The 17,925-nt window shown below is 71.4% G+C and carries 15 protein-coding genes, 1 tRNA gene and 1 pseudogene; 7 read left to right on the top strand and 10 right to left on the bottom strand.

Features of this window, described 5'->3' with window-relative positions; genetic code table 11:
- Positions 1 to 28: 28 nt before the first annotated feature.
- Positions 29 to 793 (bottom strand): TerD family protein, encoded by a 765-nt coding sequence (locus ACFY1E_RS01490; protein WP_389070060.1) that lies wholly within the window; start codon positions 791 to 793, stop codon positions 29 to 31.
- Between the two features lie 207 nt (positions 794 to 1,000).
- On the opposite strand from ACFY1E_RS01490, the gene ACFY1E_RS01485 reads away from it, so the two are divergent.
- Genes ACFY1E_RS01485 through ACFY1E_RS01475 form a run of 3 tightly spaced genes read left to right on the top strand, consistent with a single transcriptional unit; the run spans position 1,001 to position 5,608 of the window.
- Positions 1,001 to 2,167 (top strand): HpcH/HpaI aldolase/citrate lyase family protein, encoded by a 1,167-nt coding sequence (locus ACFY1E_RS01485; protein WP_389070057.1) that lies wholly within the window; start codon positions 1,001 to 1,003, stop codon positions 2,165 to 2,167.
- A gap of 28 nt (positions 2,168 to 2,195) precedes the next feature.
- Entirely contained in the window at positions 2,196 to 4,793 is a 2,598-nt protein-coding gene (locus ACFY1E_RS01480; protein ID WP_389070055.1) for a phosphoribosyltransferase, read from the top strand.
- Positions 4,793 to 5,608, top strand: coding sequence for an HAD family hydrolase (locus ACFY1E_RS01475; protein WP_389070053.1), 816 nt, complete (start codon positions 4,793 to 4,795; stop codon positions 5,606 to 5,608). Before ACFY1E_RS01480 ends, ACFY1E_RS01475 begins: the two co-directional genes overlap by 1 nt.
- Before the next feature lie 91 nt (positions 5,609 to 5,699).
- On the opposite strand, the gene ACFY1E_RS01470 is transcribed toward ACFY1E_RS01475, so the two are convergent.
- The gene (locus ACFY1E_RS01470; protein ID WP_389070052.1) at positions 5,700 to 5,921 is read right to left on the bottom strand and encodes a zinc ribbon domain-containing protein; all 222 of its coding nucleotides are present in this window, start codon (positions 5,919 to 5,921) and stop codon (positions 5,700 to 5,702) included.
- 577 nt (positions 5,922 to 6,498) lie between these two features.
- On the opposite strand from ACFY1E_RS01470, the gene ACFY1E_RS01465 reads away from it, so the two are divergent.
- Positions 6,499 to 7,776 (top strand): hypothetical protein, encoded by a 1,278-nt coding sequence (locus tag ACFY1E_RS01465; RefSeq protein ID WP_389071570.1) that lies wholly within the window; start codon positions 6,499 to 6,501, stop codon positions 7,774 to 7,776.
- Between the two features lie 83 nt (positions 7,777 to 7,859).
- On the opposite strand, the gene ACFY1E_RS01460 is transcribed toward ACFY1E_RS01465, so the two are convergent.
- Both ACFY1E_RS01460 and ACFY1E_RS01455 read right to left on the bottom strand, forming a co-directional pair.
- Complete coding sequence (locus ACFY1E_RS01460) at positions 7,860 to 9,233, bottom strand: hypothetical protein (protein WP_389070049.1); 1,374 nt, start codon at positions 9,231 to 9,233, stop codon at positions 7,860 to 7,862.
- Positions 9,234 to 9,314: 81 nt separating this feature from the next.
- Positions 9,315 to 10,097, bottom strand: a complete 783-nt coding sequence (locus tag ACFY1E_RS01455; RefSeq protein WP_389070047.1) for a DUF4097 family beta strand repeat-containing protein — start codon at positions 10,095 to 10,097, stop codon at positions 9,315 to 9,317.
- Between the two features lie 173 nt (positions 10,098 to 10,270).
- On the opposite strand from ACFY1E_RS01455, the gene ACFY1E_RS01450 reads away from it, so the two are divergent.
- Positions 10,271 to 10,342 (top strand) — tRNA-Val (locus ACFY1E_RS01450).
- A 45-nt stretch (positions 10,343 to 10,387) separates the two neighbouring features.
- Here the strand turns inward: ACFY1E_RS01450 and ACFY1E_RS01445 are convergent.
- Positions 10,388 to 10,723 carry a hypothetical protein gene (locus tag ACFY1E_RS01445; protein ID WP_389070044.1) on the bottom strand — a complete coding sequence of 112 codons (336 nt, stop codon included), beginning with the start codon at positions 10,721 to 10,723 and terminating at the stop codon, positions 10,388 to 10,390.
- Between the two features lie 99 nt (positions 10,724 to 10,822).
- On the opposite strand from ACFY1E_RS01445, the pseudogene ACFY1E_RS01440 reads away from it, so the two are divergent.
- Positions 10,823 to 11,351, top strand: a pseudogene (locus ACFY1E_RS01440) (GNAT family N-acetyltransferase).
- A gap of 31 nt (positions 11,352 to 11,382) precedes the next feature.
- Here the strand turns inward: ACFY1E_RS01440 and ACFY1E_RS01435 are convergent.
- On the bottom strand, positions 11,383 to 12,285 hold the full coding sequence (locus ACFY1E_RS01435) for a ketopantoate reductase family protein (RefSeq protein WP_389070042.1): 903 nt from the start codon (positions 12,283 to 12,285) through the stop codon (positions 11,383 to 11,385).
- A gap of 93 nt (positions 12,286 to 12,378) precedes the next feature.
- Between ACFY1E_RS01435 and ACFY1E_RS01430 the strand changes: the two genes are divergently transcribed.
- Positions 12,379 to 12,603, top strand: a complete 225-nt coding sequence (locus ACFY1E_RS01430) for a DUF2277 domain-containing protein (RefSeq protein WP_389070041.1) — start codon at positions 12,379 to 12,381, stop codon at positions 12,601 to 12,603.
- 170 nt (positions 12,604 to 12,773) lie between these two features.
- On the opposite strand, the gene ACFY1E_RS01425 is transcribed toward ACFY1E_RS01430, so the two are convergent.
- The 4 genes from ACFY1E_RS01425 to ACFY1E_RS01410 all read right to left on the bottom strand — a co-directional run bounded on the left by ACFY1E_RS01425 (position 12,774) and on the right by ACFY1E_RS01410 (position 17,880).
- Positions 12,774 to 13,385, bottom strand: coding sequence for a DedA family protein (locus ACFY1E_RS01425; protein ID WP_389070039.1), 612 nt, complete (start codon positions 13,383 to 13,385; stop codon positions 12,774 to 12,776).
- A gap of 272 nt (positions 13,386 to 13,657) precedes the next feature.
- Entirely contained in the window at positions 13,658 to 14,113 is a 456-nt protein-coding gene (locus ACFY1E_RS01420; RefSeq protein ID WP_389070036.1) for a DoxX family protein, read from the bottom strand.
- A gap of 68 nt (positions 14,114 to 14,181) precedes the next feature.
- Positions 14,182 to 16,086 (bottom strand): FAD/NAD(P)-binding protein, encoded by a 1,905-nt coding sequence (locus ACFY1E_RS01415; protein ID WP_389070033.1) that lies wholly within the window; start codon positions 16,084 to 16,086, stop codon positions 14,182 to 14,184.
- 150 nt (positions 16,087 to 16,236) lie between these two features.
- Positions 16,237 to 17,880 carry an alkaline phosphatase D family protein gene (locus tag ACFY1E_RS01410; protein ID WP_389070031.1) on the bottom strand — a complete coding sequence of 548 codons (1,644 nt, stop codon included), beginning with the start codon at positions 17,878 to 17,880 and terminating at the stop codon, positions 16,237 to 16,239.
- Positions 17,881 to 17,925 lie beyond the last annotated feature (45 nt).

Below are 17,925 nucleotides of genomic sequence, written 5' to 3'. Positions count from 1 at the left end.
GGCCCCGCGCCCCTTGAGGGGCGCTCCCTTACCGCCCGATGAACTGCGGGCCCTGCGGCGGCAGGCGGAAGTCCGGGTTCGGGGGCGGGTAGCCGTAGCCGGCGGAGGCTGCTGCCGGCTGGGGGTAGCCGTAGGCGGGCTGGGTCGCGGGGGGCTGCTGGGGGTAGCCGTAGGCCGGTTGCGTGGGGACCGCGGTGGGCTGCTCCGGGGGGAGGGGCTGGGAGGGCTCGGGCGCCGGGTCCGTGGCTTCCGACTCGTCCACCGAGATGCCGAACTCCGTGGCCAGGCCCTTCAGGCCGTCCGAGTAGCCCTCGCCGAGGGCGCGGAACTTCCAGCGGTCGTCACGGCGGTACAACTCGCCGCAGATCAGGGCGGTCTCCTGGCCCGTCTGGGGCTTGATGTCGAAGAGGATCAGCGGCTCGTCGGCCGCGCTCGCCGCGTCGTACAGCAGGATGCGCAGTCCCTGTACGCGGTCGAAGGTGACGTCGTCCGCCGAAGCGACCAGGAGAATCCGGCTGACATCGGCCTCGACTCCGGCCAGATCTGTCTGGATCGTGTCGGTGAGGCCATCGGCGACTCGTTTCTTGCCGAGCCACCTCGCCTTCCCGGAGGGGTGCCGGGGCTGGTTGTAGAAGACGAAGTCCTCGTCGGAGCGCACACGACCGTCGGGGCCGAGGAGCAGCGCCGAGGCGTCGACGTCCGGGACCCCCTGCCCGGGCGTCCAGCGCAGCACCGCGCGCACCGTGGTGGCCTCGAGCGGGACGTTCGACCCCTTCAGCATCGCGTGCGTCATGCGGTCATCCTGCCCTCTCGGTCCTGGTCACGACAACGCGGGGGTAGGAGCCCGCAGCCGGGTCGACGGCTTGTCGAATCGGCGTCGACATGGCCGAGTTACCAGAAATTCATGCCCCGCGGGAACCCCTGACATGACTTTCTACGTACTATTACCGGCCACCCATTACCCAATCCATAGCCTTACCTGGCGTCACGGGGGAGTTCTATGCGTCATTTCGGGCACATCGCCCCGGAGGTGCGGCAGCGCCTCTTCCATCAGGAGCCGTGCGAGTTCGGCACGGGCTCCCCGGCCCGGCTGCTCTCCGCGGCCCTGGGCGCCACGCTCTACAGTCCGGCCACCAGGCCGCGGCTCGCCGACGACATCGTCAAGCAGGCCGGACTCGGCGTGGTCTCGATGGTGCTGTGCCTGGAGGACTCGATCGACGACGCGGACGTGGTCGCGGGCGAGGAGAACCTCGTCCGCCAGTTCGCCGACCTGGCCGGGCGGGACGGAGCCGAGCTGCCGCTGCTGTTCGTCCGGGTCCGTACGCCCGAGCAGATCCCCGACCTCGTTCAGCGGCTCGGGGTGAGCGTGCGGCTGCTGTCCGGGTTCGTGATGCCCAAGTTCACCGAGGAGCGCGGGATCCCCTTCCTGGAGGCCCTGGCGAGCGCGGAGGCCGCGAGCGGGCACCGGCTGTTCGCCATGCCGGTGCTGGAGTCGCCGGAGCTGCTCTACCGCGAGTCGCGGGTGGAGACCCTGGAGGGCATCGCCCGCGCCGTCGACAAGTACCGCGACCGCGTGCTGGCACTGCGCCTCGGCGTCACCGACTTCTGTTCCTCGTACGGTCTGCGCAGAGCCCCCGACATGACGGCGTACGACGTCCATGTCGTCGCCTCCGTGATCTCCGACGTGGTGAACCTGCTGGGGCGGGCCGACGGCACCGGGTTCACGGTGACCGGGCCGGTGTGGGAGTACTTCCGGGTCCCGGAGCGCATGTTCAAGCCGATGCTGCGGACCAGCCCGTTCCTCGAGGGGCAGGCAGTCGAACTGCGCGAGAAACTGATTGAGCACGCCATGGACGGGCTGCTGCGGGAGATCTCCCTGGACCAGGCCAACGGCCTGCTGGGCAAGACCTGCATCCACCCCTCCCACGTACTGCCCGTGCACGCGCTGTCCGTGGTCAGTCACGAAGAGTTCGGCGATGCCGCGGACATCCTGCGGCCCGAGCGGGGCGGCGGGGGTGTACTGAGGTCGGCGTACACCAACAAGATGAACGAGGTGAAGCCGCACCGCGCATGGGCCGAGCGGACCATGCTGCGGGCCGAGGTGTTCGGCGTCGCCCGCGAGGACGTCAGCTTTGTGGATCTGCTCGCCGCGGGCATTCCCGGCTGAGCCGGACGATCTAGGTATTCAGGAGCCAGTGATCAACGCAGTGAACAACCCGGTCTGGTCCGGCACATGGGTCGCCGAGCGGCTCGGTGTCGAACTCGTGGGCGACGACAAGCTGACCGACCTGTTGGGGCTGGCCCTGCGGCGCAATCCCAAGCGGGCGCATCTGCTGGTCTCCAACGTGCTCGGCAAGCATGTGCCGCAGTCGCCGTCCGTGGTGTACGGATACGGGTTCGCGCTCGGCCGCCGGGTGCGGGAGCTGCTGGGCGCGGAGGAGGCCGCCCGTGCGGTCGTCCTCGGGTACGCGGAGACGGCGACGGGCCTTGGCCACTCGGTCGCCGACGGCGTCGGGCTCGCCCCGTATCTGCACTCCACGCGGCGTCCGGTCGCCTCGGTGGCCCCGGCGGGCGGCTTCGAGGAGTCGCACTCGCATGCCACCTCCCATCTGTTGCTGCCGGAGGATCCGGCGCTGCTGGTGGGGGACGGGCCGTTGGTACTGGTCGACGACGAGTTCTCGACGGGCAACACGGTCCTGAACACCATCCGGGACCTGCACGGGCGGTATCCGCGGCGGCGGTACGTGGTGGTTGCCCTGGTCGACATGCGGTCGGCGGCGGATCTGGGGCGGCTGGAGGGCTTTGCGCGGGAGATCGGTGCGAGGGTCGACCTCGTGGCGGCCGCTTCCGGGACGGTGCGGTTGCCCTCCGGGGTGCTGGAGAGGGGGCAGGCTTTGGTGGCGCGGTACGAGGCAGAGAGTGCCGCGCAGGGTGCTCTGTCGTCTGACGGTGCATCGTGGCCGGTCGCGCAGTTCCCCGCGCCCCTTGAGGGCGGTGCTGTCGAAGCCGAGTTCAGCCGCAACCCCCCAGGGACGCGGGGAACTGCGCGACCAGCCCCCACCGGCCTGCACTCCGAAGGCATCCGCAACCACCCCATAGCCACCCGGGTAGAGCTGTTCTGGCCCCCGGGCCTGCCCGACGGCGGCCGTCACGGCTTCACGCCGAGCCACCGCGCCCGCCTCGAAAACGCGCTGCCCGCGATGGCCGCCCGCCTCGCAGAGGCGCTCCCCGCCGACGCGCGCCGCGTCCTCGTGCTCGGGTTCGAGGAGCTGATGTACGCCCCGCTGCGCCTCGCCCGCGAGCTGGAGCAGGTCGCCGACGCCGAGGTGCGGTACTCCACGACCACCCGCTCACCCGTCCTCGCGGTCGACGACCCCGGTTACGCGATACGCAGCCGCATGGTCTTCCCCGCCCACGACGACCCCGCCGACGGCCCCGGCGAGCGCTACGCCTACAACGTCGCCGGCGCCGGCTTCGACGCGGTGGTCGCCGTCGTCGACTCGGCCGCCGACACCCCCCAACTGCACGCGCCGGAGGGCCTGTTGGCCCAGCTGGCCGCCCACACCCCGCACGTCCTGCTGGCGGTCGTCCCCTCCTATGTGCCAGAGCCCCTGTACGTTCCCGAAAGGCCCGCCATGCTGCCCGAGCCCCTCCGCGGCCCCGCCTTCTCCTCGTATCCGCCCGAGGAGGTCGGCTGGCTGCTGCAGGACCTCTCGGACGTGACGCTGGAGGCGCCGACCGAGGAGCGCGAGGAGGCCATCCAGAGCGGCGGAGCGCACTACGCGGAGTCGCTGCCGGTGGAGTACCAGCCGAGCGAGCAGTACCAGGAGCTGTTCCACGCCGCGCTCGAGGAGTCCGCCGCGCGTCTCGCCCTGGCGGTCGGCGCGGTGACGGAGATCGTGCTCGCCGAGCGGTCGCCCCGCCCGGTGCTCGTCTCGCTGGCCCGCGCCGGTACGCCCGTCGGGGTGCTGATGCGGCGCTGGGCGCAGTTCCGGCACGGCCTCGACCTGCCGCACTACGCCGTCTCGATCGTGCGCGGCCGCGGTATCGACGCCAACGCGCTGCGCTGGCTGGCCGCCCACCACGACCCCTCCGACGTCGTCTTCGTCGACGGCTGGACCGGCAAGGGCGCCATCACCCGCGAACTCGCCGACGCCATCAAGGAGTTCGAGGCGTCCGACGGCATCACCGGCTTCGACCCGGAGATCGCGGTGCTGGCCGACCCGGGCTCCTGCGTACGGACGTACGGCACGAGGGAGGACTTCCTCATACCCTCGGCCTGCCTCAACTCGACCGTCTCGGGCCTGATCTCGCGGACCGTGCTACGCGCGGACCTGGTCGGCCCGCACGACTTCCACGGCGCCAAGTTCTACCGCGAACTCGCCGGCGCCGATGTCTCGGTGGACTTTCTGGACGCCGTAGCCGCCCGCTTCCCGGAGGTTGCGGACGCCGTCGCCACGCAGGTCAAGGAGCTGCTGTCCGGCGACCGCGAGCCGACCTGGGAGGGCTGGGCCGCCGTCGAGCGGATCAGCGAGGAGTACGGCATCCACGACGTGAACCTCGTCAAGCCCGGCGTCGGCGAGACCACCCGCGTGCTGCTGCGCCGGGTGCCGTGGAAGATCCTGGCGCGGGCCGGGGCGGGCGCCGACCTGGACCATGTACGGCTGCTGGCCGAGCAGAGAGGCGTGCCGGTGGAAGAGGTGGCCGAACTGCCGTACACCTGCGTGGGGTTGATCCACCCCAAGTACACGCGGGGCGCCACGGGCGCCGACGGCAAGGCGGTGAACGTCTGATGCCGGTGCTGGTGGCGAGCGACCTCGACCGTACGCTCATCTACTCCTCCGCGGCCCTCGCGCTGACCATGCCGGACGCGCGGGCGCCCCGGCTGCTCTGCGTCGAGGTGCACGAGAGCAAGCCGTTGTCGTTCATGACGGAGACCGCGGCCGGCCTGCTGACCGACCTGGGCGACGCGGCGGTCTTCGTACCGACGACGACCCGGACCCGCAAGCAGTACCAGCGCATCAACCTGCCGGGCCCGGCGCCGAAGTACGCGATCTGCGCCAACGGCGGCCATCTGATGGTGGACGGCGTCTCCGACCTCGACTGGCATGCCCAGGTGACGCAGCGGCTCTCGGAGCAGTGCGCACCGCTGGACGAGGTGCGGGAACAGCTGCTGGCCACCGCGGACCCGGCGTGGGTGCGCAAGCACCGGGTGGCCGAGGACCTCTTCGCCTATCTCGTCGTCGAACGCGAACTGCTGCCCGAGGAGTGGGTCAAGGAACTCGCGGTGTGGGCGGAGAACCGCGGCTGGACGGTGTCACTGCAGGGCCGCAAGATCTACGCCGTCCCGAAGCCGCTCACCAAGAGCGCGGCCATGCACGAGGTCGCCCGCCGCACGGGCGCGTCCCTCACCCTGGCCGCGGGCGACTCCCTCCTCGACGCCGACCTGCTGCTGGCCGCGGACCGCGGCTGGCGCCCCGGGCACGGCGAACTGGCCGACGCGGAGTGGACGGCCCCGCTGGTCAGCGCGCTGCCGGAGCGGGGGGTCCTGGCAGGGGAGCGGATCCTACGGGAGTTCCTGAAGGCAACGCACACAGCAACGCCGTAAAGGGGCGCGGGGCTGTGTCTGACATGCGGTCACCGCCGCATGGCGCGAGCAGCCACAAACAAACCCGCGGTCAGCAACGCGCCGTGTACGGCTAGCCGCAGCACCCTCCACCACAGCAACCGCCCCCGCCGCCCCCGCCTCGCGGAGCCGCCGCGGGGGCGGACGCAGTCCCACCCACCGCCACCGTGGACAACAGCTTCACCGTGTCCCCATGCCCGGCAGGGCACACCGCAGGGTCGGAGGACTGAGCCATCGGCCGGCTCAGTTCGAACGTGTCGCCGCAACTCCGGCAGCGGTACTCATAGCGAGGCATGAGACCAGGTTAGCGGCGTCGCGACGCGGCGAGTGTGATCCAAGTCACGCGTCCATCATGTTATCCACTGCTCGGTATGTGATCGTTCCTGTTGGATTCTTATGTGGAGAACTCGCAAAGATCGTTGGTAGTTTCCCGGGCGTGACCGGGACAGCACAACGACGCGGCCGGCCTGCCGGCCACCGCCGTCGACGAGCGGCACGGAAGTGGTTTCCGTCTGCTTCTGGTCCGACGGCACCCCCATGGCCCGTACCGGCTGGGTGCGGCGGCAGGCGATGCCGCTGAAGGACATACCCGAGGACGTGCGCCGGGCCGTGCTCGCGGCGGAGGCGGCTCAACCATCACCCAGCAGTGCCGCGCGACCGGCGCCGAGGCGGTCGTCGTCCACCGCATGGACCTGGCCGGCTCCCTGGCCCCGCTGCCGCTGAAGGAAATCGCAGGAACGCCCGCCGACAGCGTGCCGTACGCCGTGTGGTCGGGCGCCATGGGCCTCGACTGACCGCCGGCACCCGCACCACACCCCCCACCCCCCTCGCAGAATGAGCACCGCATGCCCCAGGAACGCCGCATGCCCGGCATGAAACCGCCCACCGGCCGACGCCGAGGAGGACCCGACCCCCGCACCCCCCGGTTGGGGTTCACGACCCTGGCACCCTTCCTGATGGTGGCCTCGCTGGTCGCCGCCTCCCTGATACTGACCCGCCAGGACCACACCCAGCCCGCCGCCGAGACCGACAAGAGCCCCAAGGCCGCCGCCCCGAGAGCCACCCCGTTACCCGCCTGGGACGGAAAGACCAAGATCCTCGGCGACGGATCGACCTCCGACACCGGCCCGCAGCCCGGCGAGCTGAAGGCCGAACCCCTCAAGCCGGGCCAGAAACCACCCCAGTTCGTCGTCTTCTCCTGGGACGGCGCACAGGAGGGCAGCGACCACCTCTTCTCCCACTACCGGGAACTGGCGAAGAAGTACGACGCCCACATGACCTTCTTCCTCACCGGCATCTACCTGCTGCCCAAGAACAAGGCGAAGCTCTACCACCCGCCCCAGCACCCGGCAGGCTCCGCCGCCATCGCCTACGCCACCGACGACCACATCCGCACCACCCTGGAACAGCTGCGCCTCGCCTACCAGGACGGCAACGAGATCGGCACCCACTTCAACGGCCACTTCTGCGGCAAGAACGGCGGTGGCGACTGGAGCGTCGACGAGTGGAAGAGCGAGATCGACCAGTTCTACGCCTTCACCGAGAAGTGGAAGACCAACACCGGCTTCGCCGACGTCCCCGCCCTGCCTTTCGACTTCGAGCAGGAGGTCACCGGCGGCCGCGCCCCCTGCCTCGAGGGCCAGGAGAACCTGCTCAAGGCCATCAAGAGCTACGGCTGGCGCTACGACGCCTCCTCCACCGGCGACTTCCAGATCTGGCCCACCAAGAAGAACGGCGTCTGGGACTTCCCCCTGCAACTGCTCCCGTACGCAGGCACCGACTACCAGGGCCTCTCGATGGACTTCAACTTCCTCTCCAACCAGTCCGACGGCGCGACCCACGGCAACCCCGCCGACTACCCCCAGTGGGAGAAGCAGACCGTCGCCTCCTACATGAACGGCTTCAACCGCGTCTACCACGGCAGCCGTGCCCCGCTGTTCATCGGCAACCACTTCGAGGACTGGAACGGCGGCATCTACATGAAAGCCGTCGACCGGATCATCAAGAACGTCTGCACCAAGAAGGACGTCACATGCGTGTCCTTCAAGGAACTGGCCGACTGGCTGGACGTGCAGAAGCCACAGACCCTGGCACGACTGCGCGGCCTGGCCCCCGCACAGTCGCCCGCCTGGTCGACGGTCGTGCGGTAACCAGCGACCGGCGGCGTGCAACTGACGGCACTCGGCGTCCTACGCCTACCGCAGCCGGCAGGCAGATCCAAGGGGGCGGCGGCTCAGTGGACGCCGCCGCGCTCCTCCCGGATCTGCGAGACGACCCGCGCCACCGTCTCGCGTACCGCCTCCGTCTCCGTCAGGAAGCGCCAGTAGTCCGGGTGGCGGCCCTCCAGGCCGGCGATCGCGCGCTCCAGCCGGGCCACCGAGTCGTCCAGCGGGCGCGCGTGCCGCGGATCCGGCGTCGACCGGCCCGTCATCGCCAGCCGTTGGGCGTCCCGGATTGCGAACCGCGTCCGGTCGATCTCCTGCTGCGGGTCCTTCTGCACGGCGTTCAGCCGCTGCAGCCGGTCCCGCGCCGCCGACACGGACTCGTCCGTCGTGTTCAGCAGCGCCCGCACCGTCGACAGCAACGAGGTCGCGTCCGGCCAGCGCTGGGCGTCCCGCGCGGCCTGCGCCTCCTTCAGCTTCAGCTCCGCCTGGCGCACGTTCTCCGCGGCCTGCTCCGGCACATGCTGCAGGTCCTGCCAGCAATCCGCCACGAACCGCCGCCGCAGCTCGCTCAGCACCGGATCGACCTGCCCGGCACGCGTGGTGAGCGCCTGCGCGCGCGTCCGCAGCGAGACCAGCCGGTGGTCGATCTCGGCCGCCTTCTGCGGCAGCCGCTCGGCCTCCACCCGGATCGCCTCGGCCTCCCGCGCCACCCGCTCGGCCCGCTCCAGCGTCTGCGGCACCCCGTGCTGCCCGGCACCCTGGTTGAGCTTCGTCAGCTCGGGGCCGAGGGCGGCAAGCCGGGCCGCGAGATCGTCCGCCCTGAGCTTCGTCTCCCGTACGGCATCCAACGCGTTCGAAGCGGCGAGCAGCCCCTGCCGCGCCCGCTCCACCGCCGGAGCAAGCCGGGCCAGCTGCGTCTCCGCCTTGCCGAGCAGCGGCCCGAGACTGTCACCGAAACGATCCAGCTCCCGCTTGACGTTCGCCAGCTCGTCCTTGGCCCTGGTCAGCTCGGTACGCGCATGTGCCGCGACCGAGGCCTCCAGATCGTCCCGGTCGAGATCATGCGCGTCGACGGCCTCGATATAGCGATGACTGGCCTCGTCGATCCGCCGCCCCAGCGCCTCGAAGTCCGACACCGCCCGCCGGGCGGCCGGAGTGTCGTCCACGGCCCTGATCGTCTCGATCGAGATCCGCAGCTCACGCTGGGCGGTGTCCAGCTCGTAGAACGCGGCCGCCGCGGCGTCCTTCGCGGCCTGCGCCTCCGCCCGCTGACTCTCGGCCCGCCCCCCGAACCAGCGCCGGGTGCCCCCGCCGGCGAACGCGGCGGGCAGCGCCAGCGCGGCGACCAGGGGCAGGGCGAGGAGGGTGAGGACATCCCTCGTCGCCTGACGGTGTGCACCCGGCATCGACGGCGAGTACGGCTGCGAAGGTGTCGCCGTCACATCCCTCTCCCGTGCTGTCATCCGTCCAGGCCGGTGCCTCGGTTCATTCTCCCACCGGTTAAGGACGAACACACGGGCCGGTTAGTTCGCGGTCTTCACCGTGACTTTGCCGTCACCGCTGCGCGCGGACACCACGTGCGAGCTGGAGTCGGACCGCGGCACGGACACATCCACCGAGCCGTCGCCCGTCTGCGTCGTCACCCGGTACGTGGCCTTCGGCAGCGCGACGGTGACCGAACCGTCATGACTGCGGGAGTCCACCAGGTCCGGCACCGCACCCAGTTCGAGGTCCACGGAACCGTCGCCCGTCTCGGCACGCACCCGCCGCGAGGAGACATCGGCATGCACGGACCCGTCCCCGGTGCGCACCTCCAGCGGCCCGCTGGAGTCCGTGACATGCACGGACCCGTCCCCCGTACGAATACTCAACGCATCCTCGAACCCCCGAGCCCGCACGCTCCCGTCCCCGTCCTCCACCTTCACGGTGACCCCGCGCGGCACCTCGATCCGATGCCTGGCCGAACAGTCGGCGACCACACCGGAGCACTTCATCCGCAGCGTCAGCGTGTCGCCCTCCATCGCCCAGCTCACCTTCGGGCCCTTCCCGAGAGCGACGGACCCCTGGAACCACCGGGTGACCTCGACCTTCCCCGCCGGATTCTGGTCCGCGGCGACGATCTCCAGCGCCGAGTCGTCGGAATCCACGGTGAGGGTCCGCCCCACCAGCGCGAACGCCCGATGATCAGGCTCCTTGTCGTCCCCCGCGGAAGCCCCGCAGGCGGTGACACCGCCGACAAGAACCCCTACGGCCCCGGCAGCTAGACCGGCACGGACGACAACGGGACGGACACGGACGCGGGCCATGACGATCTCCCCCTGGACGGATGCTCAAGTGCTTCGACCGTACGGAGCGGGGGACGGCGGCGGGATCCGGGGGGCTCCCGGATCCGGGGTGGGGGTAGCCCCCGTACGGGTCGGCGGCGCGATACGGGTTTGCAGGGCACTGCCTCGGGCAAGGTAGGCTGTCGACTCGTCTCGGGTGCGTAGCTCAGGGGTAGAGCGCCTGCCTTACAAGCAGGATGTCGGCGGTTCGAAACCGTCCGCGCCCACACGGGAAGAAGACCCCGGCCGATCACGGCCGGGGTCTTCTTGTGTCATGTCGTTCCTGCCTCGTGGGCGTGCTTCAGCTTGGTGCGGGCGTCCACCCGTTGTTCGGTTTCGATCTCCGACCAGAAGCGGTGGGTGCTGACGAAGACCGCGAGTTCGTGTTCGCGTCGGCGGAGCTTCTCCACCTCCGCCTGTTCGTCGGCCGTCCAGCCGGGGGAGGCGGGGCGTTCCACCTTGCGCCAGCCGCCCGTGTCGCTGAAGCCGTCCAGGGGCTCGACCGACCAGGGCAGCCGCTTGAGCAGGGCCGACAGCTCCGAACGGACCTGATGCAGCTCCTCCTGACCGGCGAGGAGGTCACTCGGAAAGTCGTAGGTCGTTGCCACGGACCAATGCTACGCCTGTTCGAATTTGGGATGCGAGTTCCTTCCCGGGGTTCATGTGGAGCCGGGGCGTTGTCAGACCCGGCTCCTATGGTGGGCGGCATGGACTTCGTGGGCGTGGAGAAGGTGCGGCTGGAACCCTGGGGCGAGGGTGACTTCTGGCTGCTGCAGCGGACCAACAGCCCTGAGATGACGGAGCACTTGGGCGGACCCGAGAGCGAGGAGAGGCTTGCCGGCCGGCATCGGCGGTATCTGGAGCCGGGTGCCGGGCAGATGTACCGGGTCGTGCTGGCGGGCAGTGGGGAGAGCGTGGGCTCGGTCGGGTTCTGGCCCCGGGAGTGGCGGGGCGGCACGGTGTGGGAGGCGGGCTGGGGGGTGCTGCCCGAGTTCCAGGGTCGGGGACTGGCCGTACGGGCGGCGCGGGCCGTTGCCGAGGCCGGCCGCACGGGACGCCGGGGAGCACCGGTATCTGCACGCCTTCCCGAAGGAGGACAACGGCCCGTCGAACTCCGTCTGCCGACGGGCCGGGTTCACCCTGCTCGGGCCCGTCGACATCGAGTACCCGAAGGGGCATCCGATCAGGTCCAACGACTGGCGGGTGGACCTGGAGTCCATACGGCAGCCCGTATGACGGGACCCGCTCCGACCCTGCTGCCCCGGCGTCAGTGGACGGTGTCTGCCAACTCCCGTACCACCCGCGCCGTCACCGGCACACTCACCCCGTGCCGCTCGGCCGCGCGCAGCAGCGCCCCGCCGATCGCGTCCAGTTCGAGCGGGCGGCCCGCTTCGGCGTCGCGCTGCATCGAGGACTTGGTCCGGGGCGGGAAGGCGTCGTAGCGGGCCAGCGCCTGGGCCGGGTCCGCGGGGCCTCCGCTGGCGCGGCTGACCGCGGCCGTCTCCGCCACCAGGGCCGTCAGCTCGTCGCGGTGCCGGGTGCGGACGTCGCCGAGCGGGAGGCCGTACCGGGTGGTGAGGAGGGCGAACGGCGCCAGGAACGACATCTTCGCCCACAGGGCGGCCGTCTCGTCGTCGAGCACGCGGGTGGCCGGACCGGCGGTGTCGAGGGTCTGGGCCAGGGAGTCCAGTCGGTCGCGGTCCACTCCCTCGCCGGTCAGGTCGATCTCGGCGAAGGGGCTGCCGTGCTCGATCACTCCCGCCGCGACCCGGGTCGACTCGACGCGGATGACCGCCGGGGCGATCAGGTCGGGGCGGTAGCGGGCGCGCAGGATTGCCGGGTGTTCGACGCCGTTCAGGAACGGTACGAGGAGGGCGTCGCCGAGGGCCGTGGGCGGGACGCGGTCGAGGGCGGCGTCCAGGGAGGTGTGCTTGACGGCGACCAGGCAGGCGTCGACCGGTTCGCGCAGGGCGGTGTCCGCGTCCACGCGGGCCGTGAAGTCGCCGAACAGGCCGCTGCGGACGCGGATCCCGTCCGTGCGCAGCGTGGCGGCGGTGGTCTCGCCGGCCAGGCAGATCACGCGGTGGCCGGTGCGGGAGAGCAGCCCGGCGAGCAGGCCGCCGATGCCGCCGGGACCGAGGACGGCCACCGTGAGTGCCTTGTTCGCCATGATTCTTTTGTCCTTCCGTCGGTCGGCCCCGTGGTGGTGGCCGCCTCGCGAAGGATCATCGCAGGAGCCCCGGAGTTGGGCGAGACTGGTCTCATGTGCCGGAGCATCAAGACACTTCGCCCGCCTGTGTTGCCCGAAGAGGCGACGGAGGAAGAGATCAGGGCTGCGGCCCTGCAGTTCGTGCGGAAGGTGTCCGGCTTTCGGGCGCCGGCCGCGCACAACCGGGAGGTTTTCGACCAGGCCGTCGAGGCGATCGCCGCTGCTACGGCCGAGCTGTTGGACGGGCTTGAGGTGCGGGGGCAGAAGGCTTCTGCCTAGCTTTGGCGGCTGCGGCTCCGCCGCGGGGGTGCGATGCCGTTGGCGTCTGCGGGTTCGTCGTGGCTGGTCGCGCCCGCGCGGCGGAGCCGCAAACCGACACAGCCCCGCGCCCCTTCAGGGCGCTACCCGACCCGGCGTGCATTTCGTCCGCCCGGCGTCAGTCCCAGGGGCTACGACGCCTTCGCCGGGCGGCGCATCACGTACGCCGCCCCCGCCCCCGCCCCGAACAGTGCCAGTACCGAGACCGCGGTGGCGACCCAGGTGGTGCCCAGCCACTGGCCGCCGTAGTAGCCGAGCGCCACGCTGTAGGTCGCCCAGGTCAGGCCGGCGAGGGCGGACCAGGGGAGGAAGTCGCGGGCGCGGCGGTGGGCGGCGCCTGCGCCGAGGGAGACGACCGAGCGGCCGGCCGGGGCGAAACGGGCGAGGATGACCAGGGCGCCGCCGCCGCGGGCCAGGGCTGCGCCGAGACGTTCCTGCGCGGTGGTCAGCCGACGGGAGCGGGCGATGGCGCGGTCGAGGCGTTCGCCGCCGCGCCAGGCCAGTCGGTAGGCCACCAGGTCGCCGAGGACGGAGGCGACGGCGGCGCAGAGGGTCAGGCCCAGGATGTCGGGGACCGCGTGCGGTACCTGGCCGCTCGCCGAGCCCGCGGCCGCCGCGGTGGCGGCCGTGATCACCAGCACCCCGCTCGGCAGGACGGGCACGAACACGTCGAGCAGGACCGACAGCGCCACCATGGCGTAGATCCATGGGCTGCCGGTCAGCAGCTCCACACTCTCCAGCACCGCGTACTCCCCGTTGACTCCCCCGTGGACCGAACCGTGCCGCGAACGTCGCGAGGGAGCGGCAAGGGCGGCCATGACAGCCATACAGCGTACGCCGGGGCTGTGACGGGAGTTTCATGGGGGGCGCTTGGGATCGACACAGGACGTTCACCGGTCGAGGCCCGCCCTGAACGCACAGGTCTTTGCACGCACAGGTCTTTGCGCGCACAGGTCTTTGCACGCACAGGGCCTTCCCCCACCGGCAGGGGAAGGCCCTGGATCAGCGCACGGGATCAGGCAGCGACCGGCGTCTGCTCCGCCGCGGTCCTGTCCTGCGCCGTGGCGCGCTTGGCGAGCAGCCGGTCCAGGCCGAAGGCGCCGGAGCCGGTGAAGACCAGCAGCAGAAAGGCCCAGCTGAACATCGCGGCGGCCTCGCCGCCGTTCTCCATCGGCCACAGGGCGTTCGGCTGGTGCACCTTGAAGTAGGCGTACGCCATCGCGCCCGAGGCTATGAAGGCGGCTGCGCGGGTGGCGAGCCCGAGCAGCACGAGGATGCCGCCGACCAGCTGGATGACGGCCGCGTACCAGAAGGGCCAGGCGCCGGTCTGGACGGTGCCGCCGTTGGTGCCGGCCGCGCCGCCGAGGACGCCGAAGAGCGAGGCGGCGCCGTGGCAGGCGAAGAGCAGGCCGACGACGATGCGGAACAGTCCGAGGGCGTACGGCTGGGCGCTGTTGAGGCGAGCGGTCATGTGGGGGGTACTCCTTCGGTCGGGCCGGTCCGGGGCGGGCCGGTCTGGGGACGAGCCGAGCGAGTAATTCACCGTAGGTCTGCCCGATCGATGCTTGCAAGTTCAACATTCGGCCATCGGTCCGGTTCCGTTTCCGGCTCCGTTTCGCCCGTAGCCGCACGTAGCAGCGCCCTGGCCACCGCGTCCGCGTCCGAAAGCGTGACCGAATCCACTCCCGGCCGGGCCCCGGCCGCCGTCACCCAGTGCACGCCTTCCGTGGGCACCCCGAACGCGAACCGCCTTGGATGCGGCCGCCCTTGACTGTCCATCAGGCGATACGGCCGCTCCGTCACGTCCAGCCCGCCGGTCTCGTAACCGTCGACGGAATGCGGTCTGCACTGTCCCGTCCTCAGCAGCCGGGCGAGGAGTTCGTCGGCGGTGCGTCGCAGATCCGGTTCCGGTAGGCGGGCCTCTATGAGGGTCGTCACCCGCACCGCCGACCCCGGCACCTCGGGAGAGCGTGCCACCCACGCCCCCTGCTCGGGCCGCACTTCGAGGCGTGGCCCGAGCACCTCCACCACCCCCGCCTCCACCAGCGCGGCCAGTTCCTCGATGCGCCGCCGGGGCGGGCCGATGGACAGGAAGGCGTTGAGCGGGGTGTACCAGCGGTCCAGGTGCTCGCGGCGGGAGGCACCGGTCAGACCGCCGTGGTCGACGATCAGCCGCAGTTCGTTGCGCAGGTCGCGCAGCACGTCAAGGGCCGCCTTGAGCGGGCCGTCCACATTGCCGAGGGTGGCCTGCGCCGCGTCCTCGCGCAGATATGCCAGCAGCCACGCCCGCCACTCCCGCGGATGCGCGAACTGTCCTTCCGTGTACGGCCGGGAGATCCGGTCCCAGTTCCAGCGGTCGGCCGCCGGTACCCCGAACTCGTCGAGTACGTACGCCTCTTGGGGATCGCGGTGGGGCACGGGGAGGAAGCGGTCCGCGAAGTCCGCCCGGCCGGTGAGCGCCGCGTAGTAGACCGTCTCCACCTCCTTCGCCACCAGCGGCCATATCTCGGCGAGGAAGTCGGGCGCCTCACCGGAGTCCGCGCGCTTGCGGAAGCCCGCGATCACCTCCGGGGTGAGGACCAGCGGGGTATGTCTGCCGTACGGCCCCTTGGCGTTGTCGCCGCGGGCCTGGTACGGGATGCCGCGCCGGGAGCCGGCGTACAGGCGCGGTTCGCGGCCGGAGGGGAGGTAGCGCAGACCGCGGCGGCCGGGGACGAACCGGCCGCCGCGGCCCGTGGTCAACAGGGCCGTGTGGTCGAAGAAGTTGAGGCCCAGGCCGCGCAGCAGCACCGGTTCGCCTGGGGCTATGGGGGAGAGGTCGACGTCGGCCGGGTTGGCGGGCGGGTGGTGGAGCAGGCCGCGGCGGTCGGCGTAGTCGGCAAGGCGGCGCTGCTCCGCGTCCGCGGCGGCCGGGAGGTGGCCCTGGGCGAGGACGACGGCGGACAGGCCGGTCAGGGTGCGGCCGTCGTCGAGGGTGAGGGTCTGGTGGCCGTCGGGTGCGTCGTCCAGCCGTACGGCTAGCGCCCGGTGCGTCTCGACGCGCACGGCGGGCGGCGCCTCGCGCACCACCTTCGCGAACACCCACCCCAGATAGCGGCCGTAGCGGGCGCGGGTCGGGTACTCGTCCGCGCCCAGCTCGCCGTCCGCCCACTCGTACAGGCTGGGGCCCGGCCGGACCGGTCCCGAGCAGTCCACGCTGTCGTCGGTGAACAGGGTCACCTGGCAGGCCACGGTGTTCATCAGCAGCTCGGGGGACTGGGTGGTGCGCCACACGCTGCCGGGGCCGGGCGGTGCGGGATCGACGACGTGGACGGTCAGTCGTACGTCCCGCGGGAGGAGTTCCGGCACGGAGGCGCAGAGGCGTTCCAGGACGCTGGTGCCGCGCGGTCCGGCGCCGACCACGGCAAGGGAGACGGTCGGATGTTCCGGGAGCGTTGCAGACAAGGGGGTGACTCCGGGCGTGGGGGGCGCGTGGCAGCAGAGCCGCCGGAACGGAAGCGGACGGTCCGCCTCATCATTGCCGTCGCGCGCCACGGAAGCCAACGCGAGTCTCAGACACCCCGCTTGCCGCTCATATGTCCCTCATGTGCTGCTTCATGTGGGCGTGAGAACGGACTCCTCCACGGTCTTCAGCACCCGGTTCGGCTGTGCCTGCTCCAGCCGCAGCCGCGCCGAACGGCCGTTCAGCGTCAGCGTCATCAGCTGGTTGCCGAACCAGGGCCCGCCCTTCTTGCGCCAGCCGACCGGCGGCCGTTCGCACCGCCCGTGCCGGGCGAACCGTCTGCCGAGGGCGCGGGCCGCCGCACTCCAGCCGAAGCGGAAGCCGATCCGGATCGACAGCGGGACGGAGTTGTGGACGGGTGAGCAGGTCAGCTGCAGGACGCGGGCGTCCGGAGCGGCGGAGGGCCAGACCGGCTCGGCCACATACGCGTGGTGCACGTCCCCCGACAGGACGAGCACCGTCGCCGGCGCCTCCGCCCCCGAACCGGCCTGGGCGATCAGCCCGGTCAGCGCGGCGAAGGAGGCCGGAAAGGCCGCCCAGTGCTCCAGGTCCGCCCGCCGCCGCAGATCCTCCCCGAACCGCGCCCAGCGCGCCCCGCGCTCGCCCCGGCACAGCGCCGCGTTCCACGCCTCGGCGTCGTGCACCAGATGCGGCAGCAGCCAGGGCAGGGAGGTGCCGATCAGGAGGTGGTCGTACGACCCGCGGTCCGTCAGGGCCTGCTCGCGCAGCCACTCGCTCTCCCCGGGGTCGAGCATCGCCCGGTCGTCCTCGTCCAGGACGCGGGCCGCCCGGGTGTCCACCATCAGTAGGCGTACGCGGCCGAAGTCGCGCCGGTAGCTCCAGCGCACGGCGCTCGGGTCGGCGTCGGCCTTGCAGGCGAAGGCGCGCAACTCGTCCGTGCCGTCGGGCAGTTCGCGTACGGCCGCATACAGTGGGTCGGCCGCCAGCTCGGCCGGGGAGAGGTTCCCCAGATGCTGGTGCACCCAGTACGACATCAGGCCGCTCAGCAGCCGCTCCCGCCACCAGGGGGTGGCCCGCATGTCCTCCAGCCAGGCGGCGGAGGTGTTCCAGTCGTCGATGACGTCGTGGTCGTCGAAGATCATGCAGCTGGGCACGGTGGACAGCAGCCAGCGCACCTCGGGGTCGAGCCAGGACTCGTGGTAGAGGCGGGTGTACTCCTCGTAGTCCGCGACCTCGTTGCCCGGCGGGTCGCCCAGGTCGCGGCGGGCGGCCAGCCAGCGGCGGGTCGCTTCGGAGGTCTCGTCGGCGTACACCTGGTCGCCCAACAGCAGCAGCACGTCCGGCCGTTCGCCGTCCGGGTCGGCCGCGATGCGCGCGGCGAGGGCGTCCAGGGCGTCGGGTCCCACCGGATCGTGCTCGTCCGGCGGCGGGGCGGCCCAGCGGCAGGAGCCGAAGGCGACGCGGACACCGTCGCCCTCGTGCGGGGTGCGGATGACGGAGGGCGGGAACCTCCGCGGGGAGCCGGCCGCGTCGGGCGGCGGCCACACGCGGGTGCCGTCGAGGAGGACGTCGTACGACGTGGTGGTGCCCGGTGTGAGGCCGGTGACCGGCACGAGGGCGTAGTGATGGCCGGCGACCTGGAAGGTGCGGGCCGCGCCGCGGGCGCCGTCCGCGCAGCGCACCTCGGCGGTGCACGGACGGCTCGCCTCCACCCAGACGGTCGCGGACGAGCCGTCGGCATACCTCAGCAGTGGACCCAGGCGCAGTTCGGCCACGCGGCACCCTCCTCCGTCGCCCCGTACGGTACGGAACGACGGGGG

Source organism: Streptomyces sp. NPDC001604 (assembly GCF_042893475.1).
Classification (GTDB): domain Bacteria; phylum Actinomycetota; class Actinomycetes; order Streptomycetales; family Streptomycetaceae; genus Streptomyces.
This window is presented reverse-complemented; position numbering and strand designations above follow the sequence as displayed.

Excerpts from the sequence above, each read along its gene's own strand:
- ACFY1E_RS01490 (WP_389070060.1), bottom strand. The coding sequence starts at position 793 with ATGACGCACGCGATGCTGAAGGGGTCGAACGTCCCGCTCGAGGCCACC.
- ACFY1E_RS01485 (WP_389070057.1), top strand. The coding sequence starts at position 1,001 with ATGCGTCATTTCGGGCACATCGCCCCGGAGGTGCGGCAGCGCCTCTTC.
- ACFY1E_RS01475 (WP_389070053.1), top strand. The coding sequence starts at position 4,793 with ATGCCGGTGCTGGTGGCGAGCGACCTCGACCGTACGCTCATCTACTCC.
- ACFY1E_RS01470 (WP_389070052.1), bottom strand. The coding sequence starts at position 5,921 with ATGCCTCGCTATGAGTACCGCTGCCGGAGTTGCGGCGACACGTTCGAA.
- ACFY1E_RS01465 (WP_389071570.1), top strand. The coding sequence starts at position 6,499 with ATGAAACCGCCCACCGGCCGACGCCGAGGAGGACCCGACCCCCGCACC.
- ACFY1E_RS01455 (WP_389070047.1), bottom strand. The coding sequence starts at position 10,097 with ATGGCCCGCGTCCGTGTCCGTCCCGTTGTCGTCCGTGCCGGTCTAGCT.
- ACFY1E_RS01435 (WP_389070042.1), bottom strand. The coding sequence starts at position 12,285 with ATGGCGAACAAGGCACTCACGGTGGCCGTCCTCGGTCCCGGCGGCATC.
- ACFY1E_RS01430 (WP_389070041.1), top strand. The coding sequence starts at position 12,379 with ATGTGCCGGAGCATCAAGACACTTCGCCCGCCTGTGTTGCCCGAAGAG.
- ACFY1E_RS01420 (WP_389070036.1), bottom strand. The coding sequence starts at position 14,113 with ATGACCGCTCGCCTCAACAGCGCCCAGCCGTACGCCCTCGGACTGTTC.